Raw genomic sequence first — 21324 nt, 5'->3', positions numbered from 1 at the left:
ATCCCAAACCGTGTGACTGGTTTAAGAATTCTCCCTCGTGAATTGTCTCGATGGCGGGCCGCTGATTGCTGGCCTCGGTTCGAATCCACACAGCGCGACAATTACCGCAGACTTGTAGGTGAGCGGCCTGGGCGCGGTCTACCTGTTCTTCAGGCTCCACCAGGCAAGGCGCGCGATCTTGCGCCAATCGGCATCGTCGGCCGGGACAGCAAAAACATTGCTGTTGTTTTGCCACGACTTCAGTTGCGTTTCGAGCAGGACAATCGCCGCGAAAGCGGGGCGTAGAGTGGCTGGCAGCTGCGCAATTGCCGCCCGAGCCTTGCTCAAGTGACCGACTGCGAGTTCGGCGACCTGACTCAATGCCGCATGGAGGCCTTCGCTTTGCTGCCCAGCGAAAATTTCGCCTTCTGTTACCCCATTTGCTTCCAATATGGACCAGGGCAACATGATGCGGCCTTGGGCGGATATGCGGCCAAAGGCGCGCAGATGACCGATCATCGCCTGCGCGACACCCAGATGGCCAGCAGCATCGCCCGGCTCGACCGGAGCACCATCGTTGAGAATCATGGCCGAGAGCTGGAACAGGGTGGAGGCCGTTTCGCCCGCGTAGCCCTCGAAGGTCCCGAGGTCGGGCATGGGGTCGTCATAGAGATCGAAGCGACGGGCGCCGATCAGCCGCTGCAAGGTGCCAATGGGCAGGCCGTAGCGCTCTACCGTGTCCAGCAGCGCATCGGCCAGCGGGTTCTGACGCACCGCACCATGGCCATTGCCGGTGAGCGCATCGTTCCACCATTGCAAGCGGATCTCGCCGGGCTGCGGACCTGAGACACGCTCCCGAATGGCGGCAATGTCGGCATTGAAGGCATAGAGCGCTGCAATGCCGGGACGCGCTGCGGCGGGCAGCACCAGTGTCGCCAGATAGCGGTCGCGATCGTTCTCGCGCAGCGCCTTGGCGGCAAAGTCTAAACTCTCACCTGCCATCAGCGGGCGTTCTCGACGGCGATCAGCGCCGCACCAACGGCCCGCTGCTCGGCCAAAAGAACATTGTATGTGCGCACGGCACCGCCCGTTTGGGTGGCCTCGATAATGACCTTACGATCCCTGAACGCATGGCGGATGGCCGGGTCGATGGCGACAATGTCGCTGCCCAAGCCGATCAACAGCACGTCGAGGCCTTGCGCCTGTTCCAACACAGGCGCGAGGCTTTCAAGTGTCAGCTCGGCCGCCGATGGCATGTCCCAGCCGGACATGCCATCAGGCAGGCAAAGCAAGGAGCCCTTGTGCGACATCTCGGCAAAGCGGAAGCCACCATTGCCATAAGCATCTATGCCAACCTGTCGCGGGAAGCGTCCTCCCGCGCCGGACGCGGTTTCAGACGGCAGCGCCATCGACAGACTTTTCCTTGGCTTCGGTTTCCGGTTCCGGCCGGTCTTTGAGGCCGAGATTGACCAGGATCGGCGCGGCAATGAAAATTGACGAATAGGTGCCGATCAGCACGCCAAAGATCATTGAGAGCACAAAGCTCTGGATCACCTCACCGCCGAACACTGCCAGAGCCAGGAGGGCAAACAGGGTCGTGGGACCGGTCAGCACGGTGCGAGACAGGGTTGAGTTGATGGCACGATCAAGCAGGTCGACCAGCGGGATCTTGCGATACTTTCGCTGGAATTCGCGGACGCGGTCATAGACCACCACCGTATCGTTGAGCGAATAGCCCACAATGGTGAGTATGGCCGCGATGCTGGACTGGTTGAACTCGATCCCGGTAAGCGAGAAAAAGCCCAGAGTGAGGACAACGTCGTGCAGGGTCGAGACCACGGCACCGACCGCAAACTGCCACTCAAAGCGGAACCAGAGATAAATCAGGATGCCGAGCACCGCGACGGAAAGGCCGATGGTGCTGGACAATGCCAATTCGCTGGAAACCGTACCACTGACGGCCTCGGTCCGTCGCAGTTCGTAGTTTTCGGTAGCCAAAGTCGTCACCACCGAGTCGACGGCAGCCTGCTGCGCCTCGGGACCGCCATCCTGTAGTTCGATGCGGATCAACACATCTTCAGGCGTCCCGAAGCCCTGCACCTGAACGTCACCCAGATCGAGTGCGCTAAGCAGTTCGCGGATATGGCCGACATCGGCCGGTCCATCCTGATGCTGAACTTCGACGGAGGTGCCACCCTTGAAGTCGATGCCCAGGTTCATGCCGTGGATGAAGAAAAGGCCCACTGATCCCAGGGTCAGCACCATGGAAGCGATGATGGCGATGCGCCGCCAGCTCATGAACGGCACCGTGGTATCGTCCGGTATCAGGCGCAACAGCTGGATCTTGAGTTTCTTGGGCCGGCGCCAGGTGTACCAGCGGCCAATGATCAGCATGGTGATGAAGTAGGCCGTGAACAGCGTGGTCAAAATACCGATGGCCAGCGTCACGGCGAAGCCCTGGACCGGACCGGAGCCAAGGAAGAACAGAACCACGGCTGCAATGAATGTGGTGACATTGGAGTCCAGGATGGCGCTCATGGCGTTCTGGAAACCGGCCTGAATGGATTGAACAGCACCCCTGCCCGCGGCTTGTTCCTCGCGCATGCGCTCAAAGATCAGCACGTTGGCATCCACGGCCATGCCCATGGTCAGCACGATGCCGGCAATACCCGGCAGGGTCAGGGTGGCGCCCAGAGCCGACAGCGCCCCAATGACCAGGCCGATATTGAGAATCAGCGCCAGGTTGGCGAAGGCGCCGAAGGTGCCATAGGCGATCAGCATGAACAGAACGGTTGAGACGCCGCCGATAATGCCGGCAATAACGCCGCCGCGCACGGAGTCGGCACCCAGGCTCGGACCAACCGAGCGTTCTTCGACCACATCGAGGCTGGCCGGCAATGCACCAGCCCTCAACAACACAGCAAGGTCATTTGCCGAAGCAGTGGTGAAGCTGCCGCTGATCTGGCCGGAGCCACCGGTGATCGGCTGCTGGATGACCGGCGCAGTGATGACCGTATTGTCCAGAACAATGGCAAATCGCTGTCCGACGCTCTGCGAGGTGATTTCGCCGAAGGTGATGGCGCCGCGCGTATCGAAGCGGAAGGTGACCACGGGAATGCCGCGCTGCTGGTCAAAGCTGGGCTGAGCATCGCTGAGCGACTCGCCGCCAATGGCGATGTCCTCGTAGAGAAGTTCGCGCGTGCCGTCCTGGCTGGGCAGGATCATGGTCCCAGGCGGCAGGCCCTGTGCCTCTGCCTGGTCGGGCGTCAGGCCAGGATACACCATATGAAAGGTGAGGCGCGCTGTCTGCGAGATGATGTTCTTGAGACGCTCGCTGTCGCCAAAACCGGGAACCTGCACCAGAAGGCGGGTGTCACCCTGGCGCTGAATGGTTGGCTCGGTGGTGCCCAACTCGTCGATACGGCTGCGGATCACTTCCACGGACTGCGCCACCAGCGCGCTCATCCGCTGGGAAATACCATCGGGCGTCAGGCCAATGGTCAGTTTGCCATCGGCGGTTTCACCGAAGGACAGCTCATTGGTGCCCGTCCCGGCAAAAAGCGCGTTGCTCAGCGTATTCTGCAGACCTTCTACCGCCGTTTGTGCTGCGTCCTTCTGCGTGGGATCGGTCAGCTCGATAGTGATGGTGTTGGAGGCGACATCCGTGGTGATGATGTTGCCAATGCCATTTTCGTTCGCCAGCACGTTTCGCGCGTCGCGGCGCAAATCGGATAGCCGCTCGGTGACGATGCTGTCGCGGTTGACTTCAAGCAACAGGTGCGAGCCACCTTGCAGATCCAGGCCAAGCACCATGGATTGCTTGGGAAGCCAACCCGGAAGGGCGTCAACAACGTCCTTGGAGAGGAAATTGGGCACCGCGAACAGCAGCCCAATGACCGCTGCAAACAGGATAACGACTGTACGGATCGGCGAAGACTGCATGGGGAAGAAGGTCCTGAAAACGAAACCGGAGCCCGTGGGCTCCGGCGGGCACGCAATGAACGTCTTAGGCTGGCTTGTTGTCGTTGACCGGCTCGGACTTGGAGCGCACGTCGGCAACCATGCCACGCACGACCTTGACCTTGACGCCAGTCGCAACCTCGACTTCGAGGTCTTCGCCGTCGACAGCCTTGGTCACCTTGCCCACGATGCCGCCGGTGGTGACGACGGTGTCGCCGCGACGGATGGATGAGAGCATGGCCTGCTGGGCCTTGAGACGCTTCTGCTGCGGACGGAAGATCAGCAACCAGAAGATAACCACCAGCAGGGCGATCGGCATCAGCTGGATGAAAATGTCAGCCATGCCACCGGTGGCCCCAACCGCATCCTGTGCATAGGCGGGCGTTACAAACATCAAGCGTACTCCTAATCGATTCTTTTTTGTGTTGGAGGATGGGGCCGCCCGCACCTGGCAGTTCAGGCGGTGGACGCTATCGCGCAGTCATGCACTTGCGCCCCGGCCAAAATCGCGCGGACTATACATTTGGGGTTGCATGATTGCAAAGCCAATAAGGACGCGCAGATTGCCGCGCTAAAGCTGAAGGACGGAACGGGTGAAGACCAAGGATTTTCTGGGCAGGATTGCCGATGCGCTTGAAACCATAGCGCAGGCGATGAGCGCTGATAGCGCAGACAAGGGTTTCGTGCTCGGGCCGGAAAATGCCTACCACTGGCAGGGCGATAGCGGCACGCTGTTGCCCGTGCCAAAAGTCAGCCGTGTGCCCCTGGCCATGCTCAAGGGCATCGACCAAGTCCGTAACATCCTTGTGACCAATACCGAGCAGTTTGCCAGGGGCCACGGGGCGAACAATGCCCTGCTGTGGGGCGCACGCGGCATGGGCAAGAGCTCGCTGGTCAAGGCCATCCACGCCGAAATCGAGGCCCGCGACGGGTTCGCTCGGCTGGTTTTGATTGAGATTGCACGAGAGGACCTGGAAACTCTGCCGCTTTTAATGCGCGCGATCTCGGGGCAAGAGGCACGGTTCATAGTCTTTTGCGACGATCTCAGTTTTGACAGTGGCGAGACCAGCTACAAGTCGCTCAAGACCATTCTTGATGGCGGGTTGGAAGGCCGACCGGACAATGTGTTGTTCTACGCTACCTCGAACCGCCGCCACCTTATGCCACGCGAGATGATCGAGAACGAGCGTTCGACAGCGATCAATCCGGGGGAGGCAGTCGAGGAGAAGGTGTCGCTCTCGGATCGATTCGGGCTGTGGCTGGGTTTCCACAACTCGGATCAGGACAACTATTTGGCGATGGTCTCAGGCTATGCCGAATATTATGGGCTGGAGATCGATGCCGAGACGCTGCGGGCGCGGGCCATAGAATGGTCGGCGACGCGCGGAGCGCGATCAGGCCGTGTCGCGATCCAGCTGGTGCGCACGCTGGCAGGCGAAGAAGGCAAGGCGGTTTCGTAAGACAAAAGAAAAAGGCCGGAGCACCACGCCCGGCCTTTTCCCGATACTGGAGGTTAGTCTGCAGTCAGCTTGCGAGCAACGGCACGGGATCGACCGGGGTCGCGCCTTTGCGCAGCTCGAAGTGGAGCTGAGGGCGGGAGACCGAGCCAGTCTGGCCGACAGCACCGATGGCGTCGCCGCCGTTGACCACGGCACCCTTGGCCACGCTCATAGAGGCAAGGTGGGCATAGGCCGACACGTAGCCATTGGGATGGCGGATCAGCACGAGATTGCCATAGCCCTCGACACCCGAGCCCACGTAGATCACCGTGCCGCCATCGGCGGCCTTGACGGTCGAGCCTTCCGGAACGTCGATATTGATGCCGGTGCCGCGCGAAGCTGCAAAATCGGTGATGACACGACCCGAGACCGGCCAACGGAATTTGTCACTGGCGGTGACTTCAGGCTGCGCTGCTGGCACAGCGGCCATTTGCGTGGGCGCAGCGGCAGGAGTGGCCTGAGCCGGCGCCACGACAGGCGTCGCGACTGGAGCCGGTGCTGTTGCAGACTGCAGGACATTGGTGCTGGCCAGATTAGTCGGACGGGCAGCCGGCAGGGACGGCGCGGCCGCCTGCGGAGACGCGCTGGCAACCTGCACACTGGCCGTGTTCACCAGATCGGAACGGCCCGGAATGATGATCTTCTGGCCCACAATGATCTTGTCAGGTGAACTCAAACCATTGGCATGAACGATGGCCTGGGTGGTCACATCGTACTTTCGGGCGATTGTGTAGAGCGATTCGCCGCCTGCAATCGTGTGGGTATAGGCGTTGGCGCTGGCCGTAGCCTGTACAGGAACACTCGAATTGACTGGCAATGCGGCGGTCGAGGGATTGCCCATGGCGACGGCAGCAGGAACGGCCGGCAGCGGGGCGAGGTTTTGCTGAGCAGGCATGGCTTGCGTGGCTCCCATAGATGACGACGAACTCAAAGCAGGAAGGGCCTGGGTCTGAACCGTGCCAATTGGCGAGGTCACGCCGGATGGCTGCATAAACCCATTGCCGACCGGCGCAGGCGGCAGCGTATTGCCACCTGTCCAGGACGTGCCGACATTGGCCGGCGGCAGGAATTCCATGCTCGCGAGTTGCACACCCTGCGGTGCACCAAGCGTCGGCGGCATGGGCTGATTGAGAGATGTCGGGCTGGACTGTGCCGTGGAACCGGTCACCGTAGAGTCGCTAAAGGCGCGCCCTCCGAGACTGGAACAACCGGACAATCCAACGGCGGCGATCATGACACCGGCAACGGCGACCGCACTTTTATGGGTCCGCGGGAAAACGCGAATACTCATCGGCTTACTCGTACGCAGGTACTCAACAACTAAGCTTGACGCTACGCCGGTAAGGTAAAGACGAGTTTAAAGCCGATGCGATTTGAAAGAATTCGTATGGGGGCGATTCAGGGGTGAGTAAGGTTAAGGAGTGGGCTTCGACGCCGCCCTCCGCTCGATCCGGAGGCCGCTCTGCCAATACTATTTTTCCTCAAGCCCCTTGAGCACGATATTGCCCAGCCTTGCCAGGGCGCCGTCATGGGTTTGCTGAAGCGCAAAGGGAGTGACCGTAATGGCATTGCCCCGCCGCAGCACTTCAAAGTCAGCCTTGGGATCGAGCGGCAGCGGCGTTTCGGGGATGGCCATGAAGAACTGGCCTTCGTTGTCGCTGGGATAGTAGCGAATGGGGGAGCGCGAAAAGCGCTGATGGGGCACGGCGGAAATGCCCGTGACCTCTGTGGTGCCACAAAAGGGAAAGTTGACATTGTAAAATACATCGTCGCCGCCATGGGCCACCATGATGGCCGAAACCACTTCGGCGCCAAAGCGGCTCGCGTTGGACCAATCAGGGGTGTGGCTGACTTCGTAGTCCATCGACTGGCTCATGGCGATGCCAACCGCGCCCTGCAACACCCCTTCACGGGCGCCCGCAGCCGTGCCGGAGCAATTGACGATATCGCCCAGGTTCTGGCCGGCGTTGACGCCCGAAAGCACCAGGTCAGCGGGTCTGTCGCCCAGGATATGGGTCATGCCGGCGACAACACAATCAGCTGGCGAGCCGCCCTTCACCGAAAAGCGGCGTGCGCCGAGTTCCTTGTATGAAAGCTCGCGACCGAAGGTGAAGCGGTGCCCTGCCCCGGATTGATTTCCATCGGGCGCCACGATCCAGACATCATCCGAGATCGCGCGCGCGATCTCGGCCATGACAGCAATGCCCGGCGCATCGACGCCGTCGTCATTGGTGATGAGGATTCGCAAGGCCATCAGCGGGTGCCGATGGACGTCAACCCGCCCATGTAGGGCTGCAGCGCCTCGGGGATCAGCACCGAGCCATCTTCCTGCTGGTAGTTCTCCAGCACGGCGATGAGGCAGCGACCTACCGCAGTGCCCGAGCCGTTGAGCGTATGAACATACCGCGGCGACTGCTTTTCGCCGGCGGGACGATAGCGGGCTTCCATGCGACGGGCCTGGAAGTCACCACACACCGAAACCGAGGAAATTTCACGGTAGGTGTCCTGGCCCGGCAGCCAGACCTCAAGATCATAGGTACGCCGCGCACCGAAACCCATGTCGCCTGTGCACAGCTTCATGACACGATAGTGGAGACCCAGGCGCTGCAGCACTGTTTCGGCGGCAGCAAGCATGCGCTCGTGCTCGTTTTCCGACTCTTCGGGTGTGGTGATGGAGACCAGTTCCACCTTGTTGAACTGGTGTTGGCGCAACATGCCCCGCGTGTCGCGACCCGACGAACCAGCTTCCGAGCGAAAGCAGGAGGTCAGCGCGGTGAAACGCAGGGGGAGTTCTTCTTCGGTGAGAATGGATTCGCGGACAAAATTGGTCATCGGCACTTCGGCCGTAGGAATCAGCGCCAGTCGGCTCTCGCCGTGCGGCGTGAAGAACAGATCTTCCTCGAACTTGGGAAGCTGCCCGGTGCCGAACAGGGCATCGTCACGCACCAGCACGGGTGGCTGGGCTTCCAGATATCCATGCTCGGTGGTGTGCAGGTCGAGCATGAACTGGCCAAGGGCGCGTTCGAGGCGAGCGATCTGGCCCTTGAGGACAACGAAGCGGCTGCCCGAGAGTTTTGCGGCAATCTCGAAATCCATGTCCTTTTCAGCGACGCCGATGTCGAAATGTTCCTTGGGCGCGAAAGCAAAGCTGGGCTTCGGAGCACGGGCCTTTGCGGCCGTTTCGGCCGACCCATTGAGGCCGAAATATTCGACATTATCGGCTTCGTCTTCGCCAAAAGGCACGTCATCGAGTGCCATATTGGGGATGGCGGAAAGGGCGTCGCGCAATTCCTTTTCGACGGCGCGCTCTTCGGCTTCGCCGGCAGGAATGAATTCTTTGAGGCGCGCAACCTCGGCCATCAATTCGGCCGCCTTCGCATCATCCTTCTGAGCCTTGGCCTGACCAATCTGCTTGGAGAAGGCATTGCGCTTTTCCTGCGCTTCGTTGAGGCGGACGATGACCTGTCGGCGGCGCTCATCGATGGCAATGAGATCGGACGAACGCACGGACACATTCTTGCGCTGGCTCATGGCCGCGTCGAAGGCGTCAGGGTTTTCTCTGATCCACTTGATATCGAACATCGCTGATTACGGACCGCAGCCCGCCTCTCTTTTGTATAATTGTTTGAGCGCCCGCCATTGGAGCGCAGCGCTCATGTCCTTCTCGCCACCGGTCACTCCGCTGGAGTGACGTTCCGCTGGCCGGCTCGAAATATCAGGATTCGACGGATGATTCAGCGCCGTCTTCGTCTGATCGGGCCTGGGCGCGGCGGCGCTCGATCAGGCGAACCGAGAGAATGGCCAGTTCGTAAAGACCATACATCGGCAAGGCCAGACCGATCTGCGAGATCGGATCGGGTGGCGTGATGAAGGCGGCGGCGGCAATGATGCCAACGATGGCATAGCGCCGCCCCTTCTTGAGCATCTCGACATTGACCAGTTCGATCTGGGCCAAAAGCGTGAGCACCACCGGCAGTTGGAAACAGACGCCGAAGGCCAGGATCAGGGTCATGGCCAGGCCGAGATATTCGGACACCTTGGCCAGGAGTTTGATCTCGTCAGTCTGCATGCCGGCGAAGAAATTGAGCGCCATGGGCAGAACCAGGAAATAGACCATGGCGGCGCCCAGCATGAAAAAGACCGGCGTGGCAATCAGATAAGGCACCAGCGCCCTGCGCTCGTGCTTGTAGAGACCGGGCGCAACAAAGCCGTACACCTGGGTGGCGAGGTAGGGGAAGCCGATGAAAATCGAGCCGAAAAAGGCCAGGTTGAGCTGGGTGAAGAAGAATTCCTGTGGAGCCGTATAGATCAGTTCCATCTCGCCCGGATCGGAATAAAGCGAGCGATAGGGATTGAGAAGGATATCAAAAATCTGGCCGGCGAAGATGAAGCAGACCACGAGCAGAACGACGATGACAATGGCGCTGCGGATCAGCCGCTTGCGCAATTCGGTAAGGTGCTCGAGCAGCGGCGCCTCGCTGCCGGCCAGTTCGTCCTCAACCTCGGGCTTGTTCTTGTCTTCGAGCAACTGGGGCTTGGTATCGGCCATTATTCGCTCTTTCCGGCCGTTTCAGCGGGCTTCTTGCGGGGGGCGCGCGGCTTGGGTGCCGCTTTGGCAACTGCCTTGGGTGCATCGGCCGCTGCTGCCGACTTGGGCGCGGATGCGGTCTTGGCGGCAGGCTTCTGCACAGCTTTGGAGGCTGGCGTAGCGGCGGCCTTAGCAGCAGTTTCCGACGGTTTGGCAGCGGCCTTTTTGGACTTTGCCACAGTTGCCGCGGCAGGTTTTTCCGCAGCGGGGCTGCGCGCGGCCTTGACCGGCTCATCTTTTTTGGAGGTGAAGCCATAGTCAGCGGCCAGTTCGGTGCTGGTCTTCTTGGCAGCCGCCATGCCGGCCTGCTGCTGAATTGCGTCTACGACGCTTTCGGTATTGGGGTCGGTCGGCTTGAGCGCCCCGCTCGGCTTGGGCTGGCCATCGGCACCGATGGCATTGAATTCCTTGCGGATTTCGTCAGCGGTCTTTTTCAGTGGCGAGGTGATGGAGGTGCGCAGGTTGCGAACCTCATCAAGCCCGGTTGTCTTGTTGATTTCGCGCTGGAACTCGCGTCCCATGCGCTGCACTTGGCCAATGACCTTGCCGATCCTGCCCATGACAACGGGCAGGTCTTTGGGGCCGATAAAGATCAGCGCGACAACGCCAATCACCAGCATCTCTGTCCAGCCTAGGCCGAGCATGGATTTATTCTCCGAATGGCGGCAAACCGCCTGCAGTGGTTAGAGAGGAAGAACGCGCTCAGGCGTCCTTGCTCTTGTCCACTTCGCGGGCTTCGACTTCAGATGCGGTCTGAATGCGCTCAGCTGGCTTGTCGTCGTCCTTCATGCCCTTCTGGAAGGCTTTGATGCCGGAGGCGACTTCGCCCATCATGCCGGAAATTTTCCCGCGTCCGAACAGCAGGATAACGACGACGGCAACAACGAGAATGCCCCAAATAGACGGCGCGTGCATAATGGTCTCCCTAGAACTCCAGATACGCGTTACACGCGATAGATAGACCGAGAGATAGGTTTAATCGCGACCAAACACAAGAACGTGTTCCTGCCAGCGCGCCAGAAATGGGCGGCAGTGATCAAGTTTCTTCGTCCTCGGGCTCCGGATCGCCAAGATCGGCGGGGTCCAGCGGGTCCTCATCGTCCCGGAGGCTGCCGTCAAATGGCAGAGGGATCTGCAGGTCAGGCGGCAATCGTCCCGAGAGCAATCCCGCGCCCTTCAATTCATCGAGTCCCGGCAAATCCAGCAGGGTTTCCAACCCAAAATGGTCGAGGAAGGCGTCTGTCGTGCCATAGGTCACCGGACGCCCGGGGGTGCGGCGACGCCCCCGCATGCGGACCCATCCCGCTTCCATCAGCAGGTCTAGTGTCCCCTTGCCGGTGGCGACACCGCGCACTTCCTCGATTTCGGCACGGGTGGCCGGCTGGTGGTAGGCGATGATCGACAGAGTTTCGAGCGCGGCACGCGACAACGGGCGAGTCTCGTGTTCTTCGCGGCGCAGCAGGAAACCCAGATCCTCGGCAGTCCGAAAGGCCCAAGCATCGCCGCGGCGCACAAGATTAACACCCCTGCCCTCGTATTGGGTTTGGAGGGTCAGAAGCAGGCCTGCGACATCCACGCCTTCACCGAGATAGGATGCCATATCACTGGCGCGGAGGGGTTCAGCCGAGGCAAAGAGCAGGGCTTCAAGGATGCGCAGGTGGCGGCGCAGAACGTCTCCGATCTCGTCATCTTCATCCGGGCTCACCGGCTATCCTCCCGGCGGCGGCGCATGAACAGCGGCCCGAAGGTTTCTGTCTGGCGAATGTCGATCTGCCCCTGGCGCACCAGCTCAAGGCTCGATGCGAAGGTGGAGGCGCGGACGGTAGCGCGTTCGGACGGTTTGGCCAGGTAGTCAATGAGGTAGGCGTCGAGCGCGACCCATTCGCGGCTTTCTCCGATCAAGCGCTGAAGAATGTCGCGGGCATCCTGCAAGGACCAGACTGTGCGCAGGCGCGGCGCGTAGTCCGTAGACGCGCCGCGTTCGCGCTGGATGGAATAAGCATTCAGCAGATCATAGAGGCTGGCCTCCCAGACTGACCGGCGGGCGATCTCCATCGGCTCGGGAGCGCCGCGCGCATAAATCTGGAAGCCCAGGCGTGGCCGGTTCATCAGCCGGCTGGCTGACTGGCGCATGGCTTCGAGGCGCTTCAGGCGGAACTGCAGCATGGCCGCCAGCATCTCGCCGCTCGGCTCGTCATCGCCGGGCGCCTGTGGCACCATTAGACGGCTCTTGAGGTAGGCCAGCCAGGCGGCCATCACCAGATAGTCGGCGGCCACCTCGATGCGGCGTTCCCGGATGGTGTCGATGAAGGCCAGATATTGTTCGGCAAGCGCCAGGACCGATATGCCGGACAAATCGACCTTCTGGCGTCGGGCGAGATCAAGCAGCAGGTCCAGCGGACCTTCGTAGCCACCAACATCGACATGCAGCACTTCGTCGGCAGGCGGCGGAGCCGGCGTGTCGAACCAGTTGGATTCCGGGCTTGTCATCAGTGCACAGTCAGGGTGGCCGTCATGCCCCATCCTTGGCCGCTGGCGACGCCAGCGTCAAGAACAGTCCGGCCCGTCGCTAAAGCAGCAGGCAGTCGCCACCAGCAGCCCTGACGTTGGCGCAGATATTCGCGGCGTTTTCTCGCGACGGGGCCGGGACAACCACGCGATAGTAGATGCCGCGTTCGCCCAGATCGACGCGTGAGATTTCCGGCGAGGCGCCACCAAACAGCACGCCGTAGCGGGTGGCAATCGCTTGCGCTGACTGACGAGCGGCATCCTCGCTGCGTTGCGAGGCCAATTGCACATAGGCGGAAGCCGAACCGGCCGAATTGGCCGTGGCGGCGGCCTGTTGCGGCGCCGGGGCCACGGCAGATGGTGCCGTAGCCGGCAGGGCGGTTGCCGGGGCGGCATTTGCCGAGGCAATGGCGGACGCAGCGATAGTCGAGAAGTCGGCGGGGCGCTGCATGGGCATGGTTACGCTGCGACCCGTGATCGGCGCACCGGTGGCGTCGACAACCGAGATGATGGCGCCGGGCTCGGCCGGCACCACTGCTGGCGTCGACACCGTTGCGGCAGGCGCCACTGCGGCGGCCGCTTCGACTTCGGCGCTGGCATTGGCGATCAGGTCCGGGGTGGAAAAGTCTGCGCCCGGAACATCAGGCACGTTCGGCCGGTCAACTGGCAGGATGGCGGAACCGGCCAGGCTGTCCTCGCCGCTGACAATGGTGCCGTCGGGGCGCACGGTTACTGTGCGGACCTTGCGATTGACCAGGCCATCCTGGTTGGGGTCGACAGTGTCGCCAGACTCATCTGCGATCACGCCCGAGCTCGCAACGGGACTGTTGGCGGCAACCACGGCTTCAGTATCGGCCTGATCGCGCGATACGATCTGTTCTTCGGCAGTCGGCTCAGCGCCGGAAATCTCGTTGAACACAACAGACTGGGTCGCGGCGGCCGTGTCAGGCTCGGGGATTTCCTTGGTCGCGGTTGTGTCGGCAACCAATAGCGGCGCGGGACCCGCCGGATCGCCGCCCTGCCCCAGCGCCCAATAAAGGCCGAAGCCAGCGACAGCGAGCAATCCAACGGCAACCAGAGGGCCAGCAATGGCCCGGTTTACTCGGATATTCCGGGCAGGAATGGGGGCGACCATCGCTTCATCGCCATCATCAGCGCTGGTCTCGTCACGATCACCGGCATTGACCCATTCAACATGGGCTCCTGTGGCTGCGGCAGCGGCCAAGATGGCTTCGTCAACCGAACTCATTGAGGCTACGGGCTCTGGCGCCACCTTCGCCGATTGCGGCGAGGGCTGAGGCAGCTCGGGCGCTGCCGAGACCGGCTCGGGGATAGTCGGCGTTGCCAAACTGCGCAGCGCCGGCGTCGGCGAGGCGTGGGCGACATTCATTCGCACCGCGGGACCGACAAGCCTCTCGATCTCGTCGAGCGGGTCCAGGGCGTCGCCATCAGGACTTTCCTCAGCCTGAGCAGGTGCCGCCTCGACCTTCGCCGGTGAAGGTGCTTCGGGCTGGCGCGCCGCCACAGGAGCAGCAGGCGCCGGGTTCTGCGGTGCAGTTCCCAGACCAAATACGGGTGGCACGGCGAAATTGTCTGGACCAGTCGGCCGCGTGGTCACCGGAGCCGGATCGAAAGCAACAGGCGCAGCACCGATATCAGCGGCCAGCTCGGCGGCAATCAGATCGGCAAGGCTATCCTGGTCAAGCGGAGCCGCTGCCTGCTCAGGCGCACTCGGCATCTCATAGCTCGAAGGCGGCAGCGGCGGTGCGGCCGGCTTGGTGGCGGATGGGCTTGGCTCCGAGGGGGTCTGCGCAGCCTTCTGCGTGGACGAACTCAGATCAAAATTGAAATTGAAGGGCTCAGCCGATGCCGCAGGTTCAGCTTGGCCACCCGGAATTCGCACGGGGGAGCTGGGCCCCTTGCCGGCTGCCATATCTGCAGACACGGAAAAATCGTATCGGGGAGTCGGTGCTGCTGTCGCTTCGCCGGGGATTCTAACCGGCTTGGACTGCTCACTGTCTACTGGCTGGCTGCCCCTGGCGTCGTCGGCCATGAGGCGTGCCAGTTCGGCAATGAGATCGTCCGGTGCTTCAGTCTGTGCAGCCATTGATTGCGGCTTCGCTGACGTCATCTGACAGCGCCCCTAGAATGCGGATAGTCCGATCAAGGACTTGGCCGCGATTGTTCACACCAATGCGCCCGAATTATGAAAGCTCCTCGGGCGCCGAGACCCCCAAAATCCCCAGGCCGTTTCGGATAACCTGACGAACGGCGTCAACGAGTGCGAGTCGCGCTAGCGTCAACTTCGGGTCCGCAAGGTTAACAAATCGTAAATCAGGATCATCCTTGCCCTTTGCCCAGAAGCCATGCAAGGCCCCTGCTAGCTCATGGACATAGAAGGCAATGCGGTGCGGCTCATGCGCAAGGGTCGCCGCGGAGACCGTCCGCGGCCAAGATCCGACAAGGCGGATCAACTCGAGATCGGCATCGCTGACCAGCAGATCCACCTCAGCCCCGGCCAGCGAAGCAGGAGAAAGATCGAGGTCAGGCATGTCGCGTTCCGCCGTGCGGAAAATGGAGCAGGCGCGGGCATGGGCATACTGAACATAGAAGACCGGATTGTCGCGGGTCTGCTCCTTCACCTGCGCGAAGTCAAAATCCATCGACGCGTCATTGCGCCGGAACAGCAGCATAAAGCGCGTCGCATCGGCGCCGACTTCGTCGACGACGTCAGCCAGAGTGACCAGGTCGCCAGAGCGCTTGGACATCTTGAACGGCTCGCCATTCTTGAGCAGCCGAACGAGCTGGCAGATCCGCACATCAATATCGGCCTCCTTGTGCGAGACGGCTTTCACGGCGGCCTGGAGACGCTTCACATAACCAGAGTGGTCAGCGCCCAGCACATTGATCATGTGCTTGAAGCCGCGCAGGTATTTGTTGCGGTGATAGGCAATATCGGCGGCAAAGTAGGTGTAGGAGCCGTCTGACTTGATCAGCGCACGATCCGTGTCGTCGCCATAATCGGTGGCGCGGAACAAGGTCTGTTCGCGGTCTTCCCATTCCTCGGGCGTCTTGCCCTTTGGAGGCTCCAGGCGACCTTCATAGACCATGCCTTCTTCGCGCAGCCAATCCAGGGTGGTCTGGATATCACCCCCCTGCCCGTGCAGCGTCCTCTCGGAAAAGAAGACGTCGTGGTGGATATTGAGCTGAGCCAGATCAGACTTGATCAGTTCCATCATGGCCGCCAGCGCCGCCTCGCGGGCAATCAGCACGGCCTCCTGCTCGGGCAGGTCGAGCAGAGAATGGCCATATTCGCTCACAAGCGCCTTGCCCACGGGAACCAGATAGTCGCCGGGATAGAAGCCGGAAGGGATTTCGATGGTTTCGCCCAGGGCCTCGCGATAGCGCAGCATTGCGGACTGGCCGAGAATGATCGTCTGCCCGCCAGTGTCGTTGATGTAATATTCCCGCGTCACATCATAGCCCGACCAGGCCATCAACGAGGCGAGTGCGTCACCAAAGACGGCACCGCGGGTGTGGCCGACATGCATGGGGCCGGTAGGGTTGGCCGACACATATTCCACATTGACCCGCTCGCCCTTGCCCATGTCGGAGCGGCCATAGTCGGCGCCCTGGCTGCCCACGGACTTGAGCACCTGGTGCCAGACGGCATTCGACAGGCGGAAATTGATGAACCCGGGCCCTGCGACTTCGACGGCGGTCACGTCGGGCAGCGACTGAAAGCGCTCTACCAATGCGGCGGCAATGTCGCGGGGGCTCTTGCCCAATGGCTTTGCAACAACCATTGCGGCATTGGTCGACAGGTCCCCATGGGCGGCATCTCGCGGCGGTTCCACCACAACGCGTGTCAGCAGACCATCCTCGAGCTGGGGATAGTCGGCACGCAGGACCTCGATGACCCTTGTGGTGAAAAGTGCGAAAATATCCATGGTAAACCTGACTCACTTCGTGTGCGGTGTCGATGTGAGGCGGGTCGCCTCCTCCTTCACCGTGTCATCCTCGGGCCTGACCCGAGGACCAGTCGTAATGCGTACTGTGTTGATAGAGGCCCTCGGGTCAAGCCCGGCGGCGGACCGGCGGGGTTGAGGAGTTCTCGACCTCATCACACGGCGGTTGGCGTTAACGGAAATCCGGTCGAGCGTCAAACAGGCGCTGATGCTCATCGAGGGCGTAAGGATCGGTCATCCCTGCGATGAAATCGGCAATGATGCGGGCGCGCGCCGCGCCCTCAACAGGCCTGCCCATCTCACCCCAGCGACCGGGCATGTCGGCATTGGCCATATAGGCCGCGAACAGTCGCTCAACCACGGCCTCGCTCTCGCGCACGGGCACCATGACCGCCTCATGCCGATAGACGCGAGCAAAGAGGAATGCCTTGAGGCCTTTTTCGGCTGCTTCCGTCGCGGGTGAAAAGGTGACAAGGGCCCGACCGGCCAAGCGAACATCTTCGGTGGATACGGGAGCGGCGGCGGCAATATTGGCGGTGCTTGTGGCTATGACATCTTCAACCGCGCGCGTAATCAGGCGCCGTTGCACCTCATGCGCCTGCCGCTTGGGAGCGATTGTAGGGTAATGACCCAACACCTCACTGACGATTGGACCCGCCATCGGCACGCCAATGAAATCGGGCAATGTGACCAGGCCCGCCCGCAAGGCATCGTCGATGTCATGGGCATTGTAGGCAATATCGTCAGCAATGGCGGCGACCTGCGCCTCAAGGCTCGCAAAAGTATCAAGGCGCAGATCGGCCGCGGCAGGAATATCGTCCAGGCCGCCAGGCAGGCCGCCCTCGGCGTAACGGCCGTGCGGGCACCCTTGCGCGTCCAGCAACGGCCCATTGTGCTTGAGAATCCCCTCCAGCGTTTCCCAGGTCAGGTTGAGCCCGTCGTGCTCGGCGTACCGGTTCTCCAGACGGGTCACGACGCGCAGAGCCTGCACATTGTGATCAAACCCGCCAAAGGGTGTCATGGCGCGGTGCAAGGCCCGCTCGCCCGCGTGACCAAAGGGCGTATGGCCAAGGTCGTGGCTCAGGGCCACGGCTTCGGCCAGGTCCTCATCAAGCCGCAGCGCCCGGGCAATGGAGCGGGCAATCTGGCTCACCTCAAGCGTATGAGTCAGGCGATTGCGGAAGTGTCGTCCTTCGTGGGCCAGGAACACCTGGGTCTTGTGCTGCAGGCGGCGAAATGCGGTCGAATGGATGATCCGATCCCGGTCGCGCTGGAATTCCGAGCGCGTCGGGCTTGGCCCTGTGCCAAAAAGCCGGCCGAGCGATTGGCTGGATTTGCTGGCATAGGGGGCGGTATCGTTCATCTGATGTCGTCCGGCCTTTGCAATGGCGCTCAGAGCGCCTATCTTAACGGCAGCGTTATGACATTACGACCGATCCGGGACCTCCCATGACCGCCGCTGCCCTTGCTGAGACACCTGCCGTAACCCTTTCGGACCGCGCCGCCAAGCGCGTGTCGCGCATTCTTGGCAAGGAAGCGCCGGGCACGGTCCTGCGTGTTTCGGTGGCCGGTGGCGGCTGCTCGGGGTTCCAGTACGAATACAATCTCGTGCAGGAGACGCCCAATGAGGATGACCTGGTGCTGCAAAAGGGCGATGCGACGGTATTGATCGATTCGCTGAGCCTTGAATTCATGGGCGGCGCAGAGATCGATTTTGTGGACGACCTGATCGGCCAGTCTTTCCAGATCAAGAACCCCAATGCGGTCGCGTCTTGTGGCTGCGGCACCAGTTTTGCTGTCTGACCCCCAATCCATGGTTGCCTAAACGCGGCCCTCCCGGCACAAAGTGCCCACGGGAGGAACACGCATGGTCAATTCCAAAGCTATCGACGCGGTTATCGAAAAAGGACTTGCCGACAAGGGTTTCGTTGGCGCCGTGGTCATGGTCGCGCGGAACGGCGAGATCGTCTATCGCCGCGCTGCGGGGCTGGCCGACCGGGAATCGGACCAGCCGATGACAGAGGCGACGATTTTCCGCGCAGCCTCGCTGACCAAGCCGATCGTGGCGGCAACACTATTGGCCATGTCGGACGCGGGCCTGCTTTCCATTGACGATCCCGTTACCGCCTACCTGCCCTATTTCCGGCCCCGGCTGGCCGATGGCACCGAGCCGGCTATCACGCTGAGGCAGTTGCTGACCCATACGGCGGGTCTCACCTACGATTATTCGAAAGACCCTCGGATCAGCGCCGGCCTCACCAATACCGATCTCGGACTGGATGACGTGCTGCAATTGGTGGCCGAGCAGCCGCTCGCCTATCGGCCGGGCGAGTCCTGGCTCTATTCGATGGCAATCGATGTTCTGGGCGGTGTGGTGGCAAAGGTGCATGGCCGCCCGTTATCGGACGCCGTTGCACATTATGTAACCGGTCCATTGGGCATGAACGACACAGCCTTCCACGTAACAGACCGCACGCGCCTGGCCACGCCTTATGCCGATGGGCCGATCGAGCCGGTGCCAATGTCCGATCCGCATCCGGCCGCGAACCCCTGGGGCGGCGTCACGACCTTTTCACCCAGCCGAATCTTCAATGACAAAGCCTTCCAGTCCGGTGGCGGTGGCATGGCCATGACGGCGCCCGACTTCATGCGTTTTCTCATGGCGATGGTCGAGGACGGCGGGCCGGTGCTGCGGCCCGAGACTGCCCGCATGGCCTTGCAGAACCACATGAGCTTTGAGCGCGACCCCGGCCAGGGTTTCAGCCTGTTGGGGAGCTATGTAGTCGATCCGGCGCGGGCCGACCTGACGCTGCCGGCCGGCGCCAACAATTGGGGCGGCATTTACGGCCATGTCTGGTCGATCGATCCTGCAACCGGCATATCGGCGGTTTCACTCAGCAACACAGCATTCTATGGTGGTGAACTGGCTTATCCGCGCGCTTTGCGGCACGCCATCCACGCCGATCTTGCATAAGGACAGACCCATGGCCCTGCGCATTGCCACCTGGAACATCAATGGCATCAAGGCCCGGCTGGAACTGCTGGTCCGCTGGCTGGAAGAAGAAAAGCCAGACATCGTCGGCCTTCAGGAAATCAAGACCGTCGACGAGGGATTTCCGCGCGCCGAAATCGAAGCGCTGGGCTACAATGTGGAGACCCATGGCCAGAAGAGCTGGAACGGCGTTGCCCTGCTTTCCAAGTTGCCGTTCGACGAGGTGCATCGCCGCCTGCCCGGCAGAGACGAAGACGAACAGGCCCGACTGATCGAGGGCGTGTTCTCGGTAGAGGGCGGCGTGATCCGGGTATGCAACATTTACCTGCCAAACGGTAACCCAGTGGATACGGAAAAATTCCCCTACAAGCTGGAGTGGATGGACCGGCTCAACAGATTTGTACAAGACCGGCTGGCGCTGGAAGAACCCTTCATCCTGATGGGCGACTTCAATCTCATTCCGGCGCCGATTGACGCGCATGATCCGGCCGCGTGGTGGGGAGATGCGCTCTATCGCCCGGAAAGCCTCGAGAAATTCCGCATTTTGCGCAACATGGGAATGACCGACGCGCTGCGCGCCATCAGCGCCGAAGAAGCCTATACGTTCTGGGATTTCCAGGCCGGCGCATGGCGCCGCAACGCCGGCATTCGCATCGATCATCTGATGCTTTCGCCCCAGGCCGCAGATCGGCTGGACGATGTGGTCATCCACAAGGATGTGCGTGGCTGGGACAAACCCAGCGACCACGTGCCGGTGGAAGGCGCGTTCAGCTTCTAGTTGGATCTAGAGCATTTCACCGTTTCTTTGAAACGCCGGACTGCTCCAGATTTGATTATCGAGAATCTGACCCGCAAAACCGCTGCAGGTGCGCAAGACGCGCCCTAGAACTCGGCACTGACCACGACGCCGGAATTGGCCATTTCGATGGCGGCGGCGCGAACTTCGGGCGTGGCGATGGACATGGCGCGCTTGAGCATTTCGTCGGCGGCGGCCATATCGTTGGTACCGACGCAGGTGCCGTGGGCCAGGTTCATCCACATCAGACCTTCGGCCGGCCGCGGACTGTAGGCTTCCATGCCATTGAACAGCAGGTCGCCCAATTCGGCCTGGGCGAGGCAGTGGCCCTTGTGGGCGGCAGACTGCAGCCAGCGGGCCGAGAGCATGGGGCTGACGCCCAGGCCATCTTCCTGCTGATAGAGCATACCGATACGATATTGCGCCTCTGCATCGCCGAAATAGGTCGCCGCATGCATCAGCATGCGATGATATTCGGCGGGGTTTTGGGAAACTCCTGCCTCGGGAACGCCCAGGCGGAAATAATCACCCAGCTTCACAAAGGAACTGGCGACGATGTCGGCTTCAAGGCCACGCGGCGCGGCATCGGCATGTTGGTTGGCGATCTGGGCAAAATAGCCAAAAGCCTTCACAGGGTCCTTGTCGACGCCCTCGCCATTCTCATACATCGTGCCAAGCTGCCAAAGCGCCAGCGGACGACCGGCGGCGGCATCATTTTCAAGGGCAGACAGATAGGTATCGCTAGAGACTATGGAGCCTGTGCCATCAAGCGTGCGGGCAAAATCAAAAGCGGCATCGGCGGCAGTCTGGGCATAAGCAGGCGTCGACGCCAACAGGGCTACCAACAAACCTGACGCAGCGCGGGCAAGGGATTTTTCCCGAGTTGTGCGCATGATACTCCTTTCGCCCATGCTGGCATGGGCGGACACTTCTGGCGCTGCCCGCATCAACGGGATCGCCGCAGCGGCGGGGCCGCTTTGTATGATTGGTGATATTGCCCGGATGACGTAACCGAGCAAAGCAATGTCTGAACA

The 21324-nt window shown here is 61.4% G+C and carries 20 protein-coding genes; 4 read left to right on the top strand and 16 right to left on the bottom strand.

The window, feature by feature from the left end; genetic code table 11:
- Positions 1 to 138: 138 nt before the first annotated feature.
- The 4 genes from NIM87_RS01345 to yajC all read right to left on the bottom strand — a co-directional run bounded on the left by NIM87_RS01345 (position 139) and on the right by yajC (position 4333).
- Positions 139 to 981: a phytoene/squalene synthase family protein gene (locus NIM87_RS01345; RefSeq protein ID WP_254672832.1), complete on the bottom strand. Its 843-nt coding sequence runs from the start codon at positions 979 to 981 to the stop codon at positions 139 to 141.
- A complete protein-coding gene (locus NIM87_RS01340; RefSeq protein ID WP_254672831.1) occupies positions 981 to 1388 on the bottom strand; it encodes an Mth938-like domain-containing protein in 408 nt (135 codons plus the stop codon). Before NIM87_RS01340 ends, NIM87_RS01345 begins: the two co-directional genes overlap by 1 nt.
- Positions 1372 to 3921 (bottom strand): protein translocase subunit SecD, encoded by a 2550-nt coding sequence (secD, locus tag NIM87_RS01335; protein ID WP_254672830.1) that lies wholly within the window; start codon positions 3919 to 3921, stop codon positions 1372 to 1374. Before secD ends, NIM87_RS01340 begins: the two co-directional genes overlap by 17 nt.
- Positions 3922 to 3985: 64 nt before the next feature.
- Positions 3986 to 4333 carry a preprotein translocase subunit YajC gene (gene yajC, locus NIM87_RS01330; protein ID WP_254672829.1) on the bottom strand — a complete coding sequence of 116 codons (348 nt, stop codon included), beginning with the start codon at positions 4331 to 4333 and terminating at the stop codon, positions 3986 to 3988.
- A gap of 259 nt (positions 4334 to 4592) precedes the next feature.
- Between yajC and NIM87_RS01325 the strand changes: the two genes are divergently transcribed.
- Positions 4593 to 5399: an ATP-binding protein gene (locus NIM87_RS01325; protein ID WP_254673297.1), complete on the top strand. Its 807-nt coding sequence runs from the start codon at positions 4593 to 4595 to the stop codon at positions 5397 to 5399.
- A 64-nt stretch (positions 5400 to 5463) separates the two neighbouring features.
- Here the strand turns inward: NIM87_RS01325 and NIM87_RS01320 are convergent, their stop codons facing one another.
- The 11 genes from NIM87_RS01320 to NIM87_RS01270 all read right to left on the bottom strand — a co-directional run bounded on the left by NIM87_RS01320 (position 5464) and on the right by NIM87_RS01270 (position 17865).
- Entirely contained in the window at positions 5464 to 6729 is a 1266-nt protein-coding gene (locus tag NIM87_RS01320) for a peptidoglycan DD-metalloendopeptidase family protein (protein WP_254672828.1), read from the bottom strand.
- Between the two features lie 180 nt (positions 6730 to 6909).
- On the bottom strand, positions 6910 to 7692 hold the full coding sequence (gene surE / locus NIM87_RS01315) for a 5'/3'-nucleotidase SurE (protein ID WP_254672827.1): 783 nt from the start codon (positions 7690 to 7692) through the stop codon (positions 6910 to 6912).
- Positions 7692 to 9020, bottom strand: coding sequence for a serine--tRNA ligase (gene serS / locus NIM87_RS01310; RefSeq protein WP_254672826.1), 1329 nt, complete (start codon positions 9018 to 9020; stop codon positions 7692 to 7694). The genes surE and serS overlap by 1 nt, the downstream gene beginning before the upstream one ends.
- A 133-nt stretch (positions 9021 to 9153) precedes the next feature.
- A complete protein-coding gene (gene tatC / locus NIM87_RS01305) occupies positions 9154 to 9987 on the bottom strand; it encodes a twin-arginine translocase subunit TatC (protein ID WP_254672825.1) in 834 nt (277 codons plus the stop codon).
- Positions 9987 to 10670 carry a Sec-independent protein translocase protein TatB gene (tatB, locus tag NIM87_RS01300; protein WP_254672824.1) on the bottom strand — a complete coding sequence of 228 codons (684 nt, stop codon included), beginning with the start codon at positions 10668 to 10670 and terminating at the stop codon, positions 9987 to 9989. The genes tatC and tatB overlap by 1 nt, the downstream gene beginning before the upstream one ends.
- Positions 10671 to 10728: 58 nt before the next feature.
- On the bottom strand, positions 10729 to 10941 hold the full coding sequence (locus NIM87_RS01295) for a twin-arginine translocase TatA/TatE family subunit (protein ID WP_254672823.1): 213 nt from the start codon (positions 10939 to 10941) through the stop codon (positions 10729 to 10731).
- Positions 10942 to 11062: 121 nt separating this feature from the next.
- Complete coding sequence (gene scpB / locus NIM87_RS01290; RefSeq protein ID WP_254672822.1) at positions 11063 to 11731, bottom strand: SMC-Scp complex subunit ScpB; 669 nt, start codon at positions 11729 to 11731, stop codon at positions 11063 to 11065.
- Complete coding sequence (locus tag NIM87_RS01285) at positions 11728 to 12516, bottom strand: segregation and condensation protein A (protein WP_254672821.1); 789 nt, start codon at positions 12514 to 12516, stop codon at positions 11728 to 11730. The genes scpB and NIM87_RS01285 overlap by 4 nt, the downstream gene beginning before the upstream one ends.
- A gap of 79 nt (positions 12517 to 12595) precedes the next feature.
- Positions 12596 to 14641, bottom strand: a complete 2046-nt coding sequence (locus NIM87_RS01280) for an SPOR domain-containing protein (protein WP_254672820.1) — start codon at positions 14639 to 14641, stop codon at positions 12596 to 12598.
- Between the two features lie 97 nt (positions 14642 to 14738).
- Positions 14739 to 16484 (bottom strand): arginine--tRNA ligase, encoded by a 1746-nt coding sequence (gene argS / locus NIM87_RS01275; protein WP_254672819.1) that lies wholly within the window; start codon positions 16482 to 16484, stop codon positions 14739 to 14741.
- Between the two features lie 190 nt (positions 16485 to 16674).
- A complete protein-coding gene (locus tag NIM87_RS01270) occupies positions 16675 to 17865 on the bottom strand; it encodes a deoxyguanosinetriphosphate triphosphohydrolase (RefSeq protein ID WP_254672818.1) in 1191 nt (396 codons plus the stop codon).
- An 86-nt stretch (positions 17866 to 17951) separates the two neighbouring features.
- On the opposite strand from NIM87_RS01270, the gene NIM87_RS01265 reads away from it, so the two are divergent.
- The 3 genes from NIM87_RS01265 (at position 17952) to xth (ending at position 20272) form a co-directional block, all read left to right on the top strand.
- A complete protein-coding gene (locus tag NIM87_RS01265; RefSeq protein WP_254672817.1) occupies positions 17952 to 18305 on the top strand; it encodes a HesB/IscA family protein in 354 nt (117 codons plus the stop codon).
- Between the two features lie 64 nt (positions 18306 to 18369).
- A complete protein-coding gene (locus NIM87_RS01260; protein ID WP_254672816.1) occupies positions 18370 to 19476 on the top strand; it encodes a serine hydrolase domain-containing protein in 1107 nt (368 codons plus the stop codon).
- 16 nt (positions 19477 to 19492) lie between these two features.
- Positions 19493 to 20272, top strand: a complete 780-nt coding sequence (gene xth / locus NIM87_RS01255) for an exodeoxyribonuclease III (protein WP_254673296.1) — start codon at positions 19493 to 19495, stop codon at positions 20270 to 20272.
- Positions 20273 to 20376: 104 nt separating this feature from the next.
- Here the strand turns inward: xth and NIM87_RS01250 are convergent, their stop codons facing one another.
- Entirely contained in the window at positions 20377 to 21123 is a 747-nt protein-coding gene (locus NIM87_RS01250) for a tetratricopeptide repeat protein (protein ID WP_254672815.1), read from the bottom strand.
- Positions 21124 to 21324: the final 201 nt, after the last annotated feature.

The organism is Devosia ureilytica, from assembly GCF_024273195.1.
Lineage (GTDB): Bacteria > Pseudomonadota > Alphaproteobacteria > Rhizobiales > Devosiaceae > Devosia > Devosia ureilytica.
This window is presented reverse-complemented; position numbering and strand designations above follow the sequence as displayed.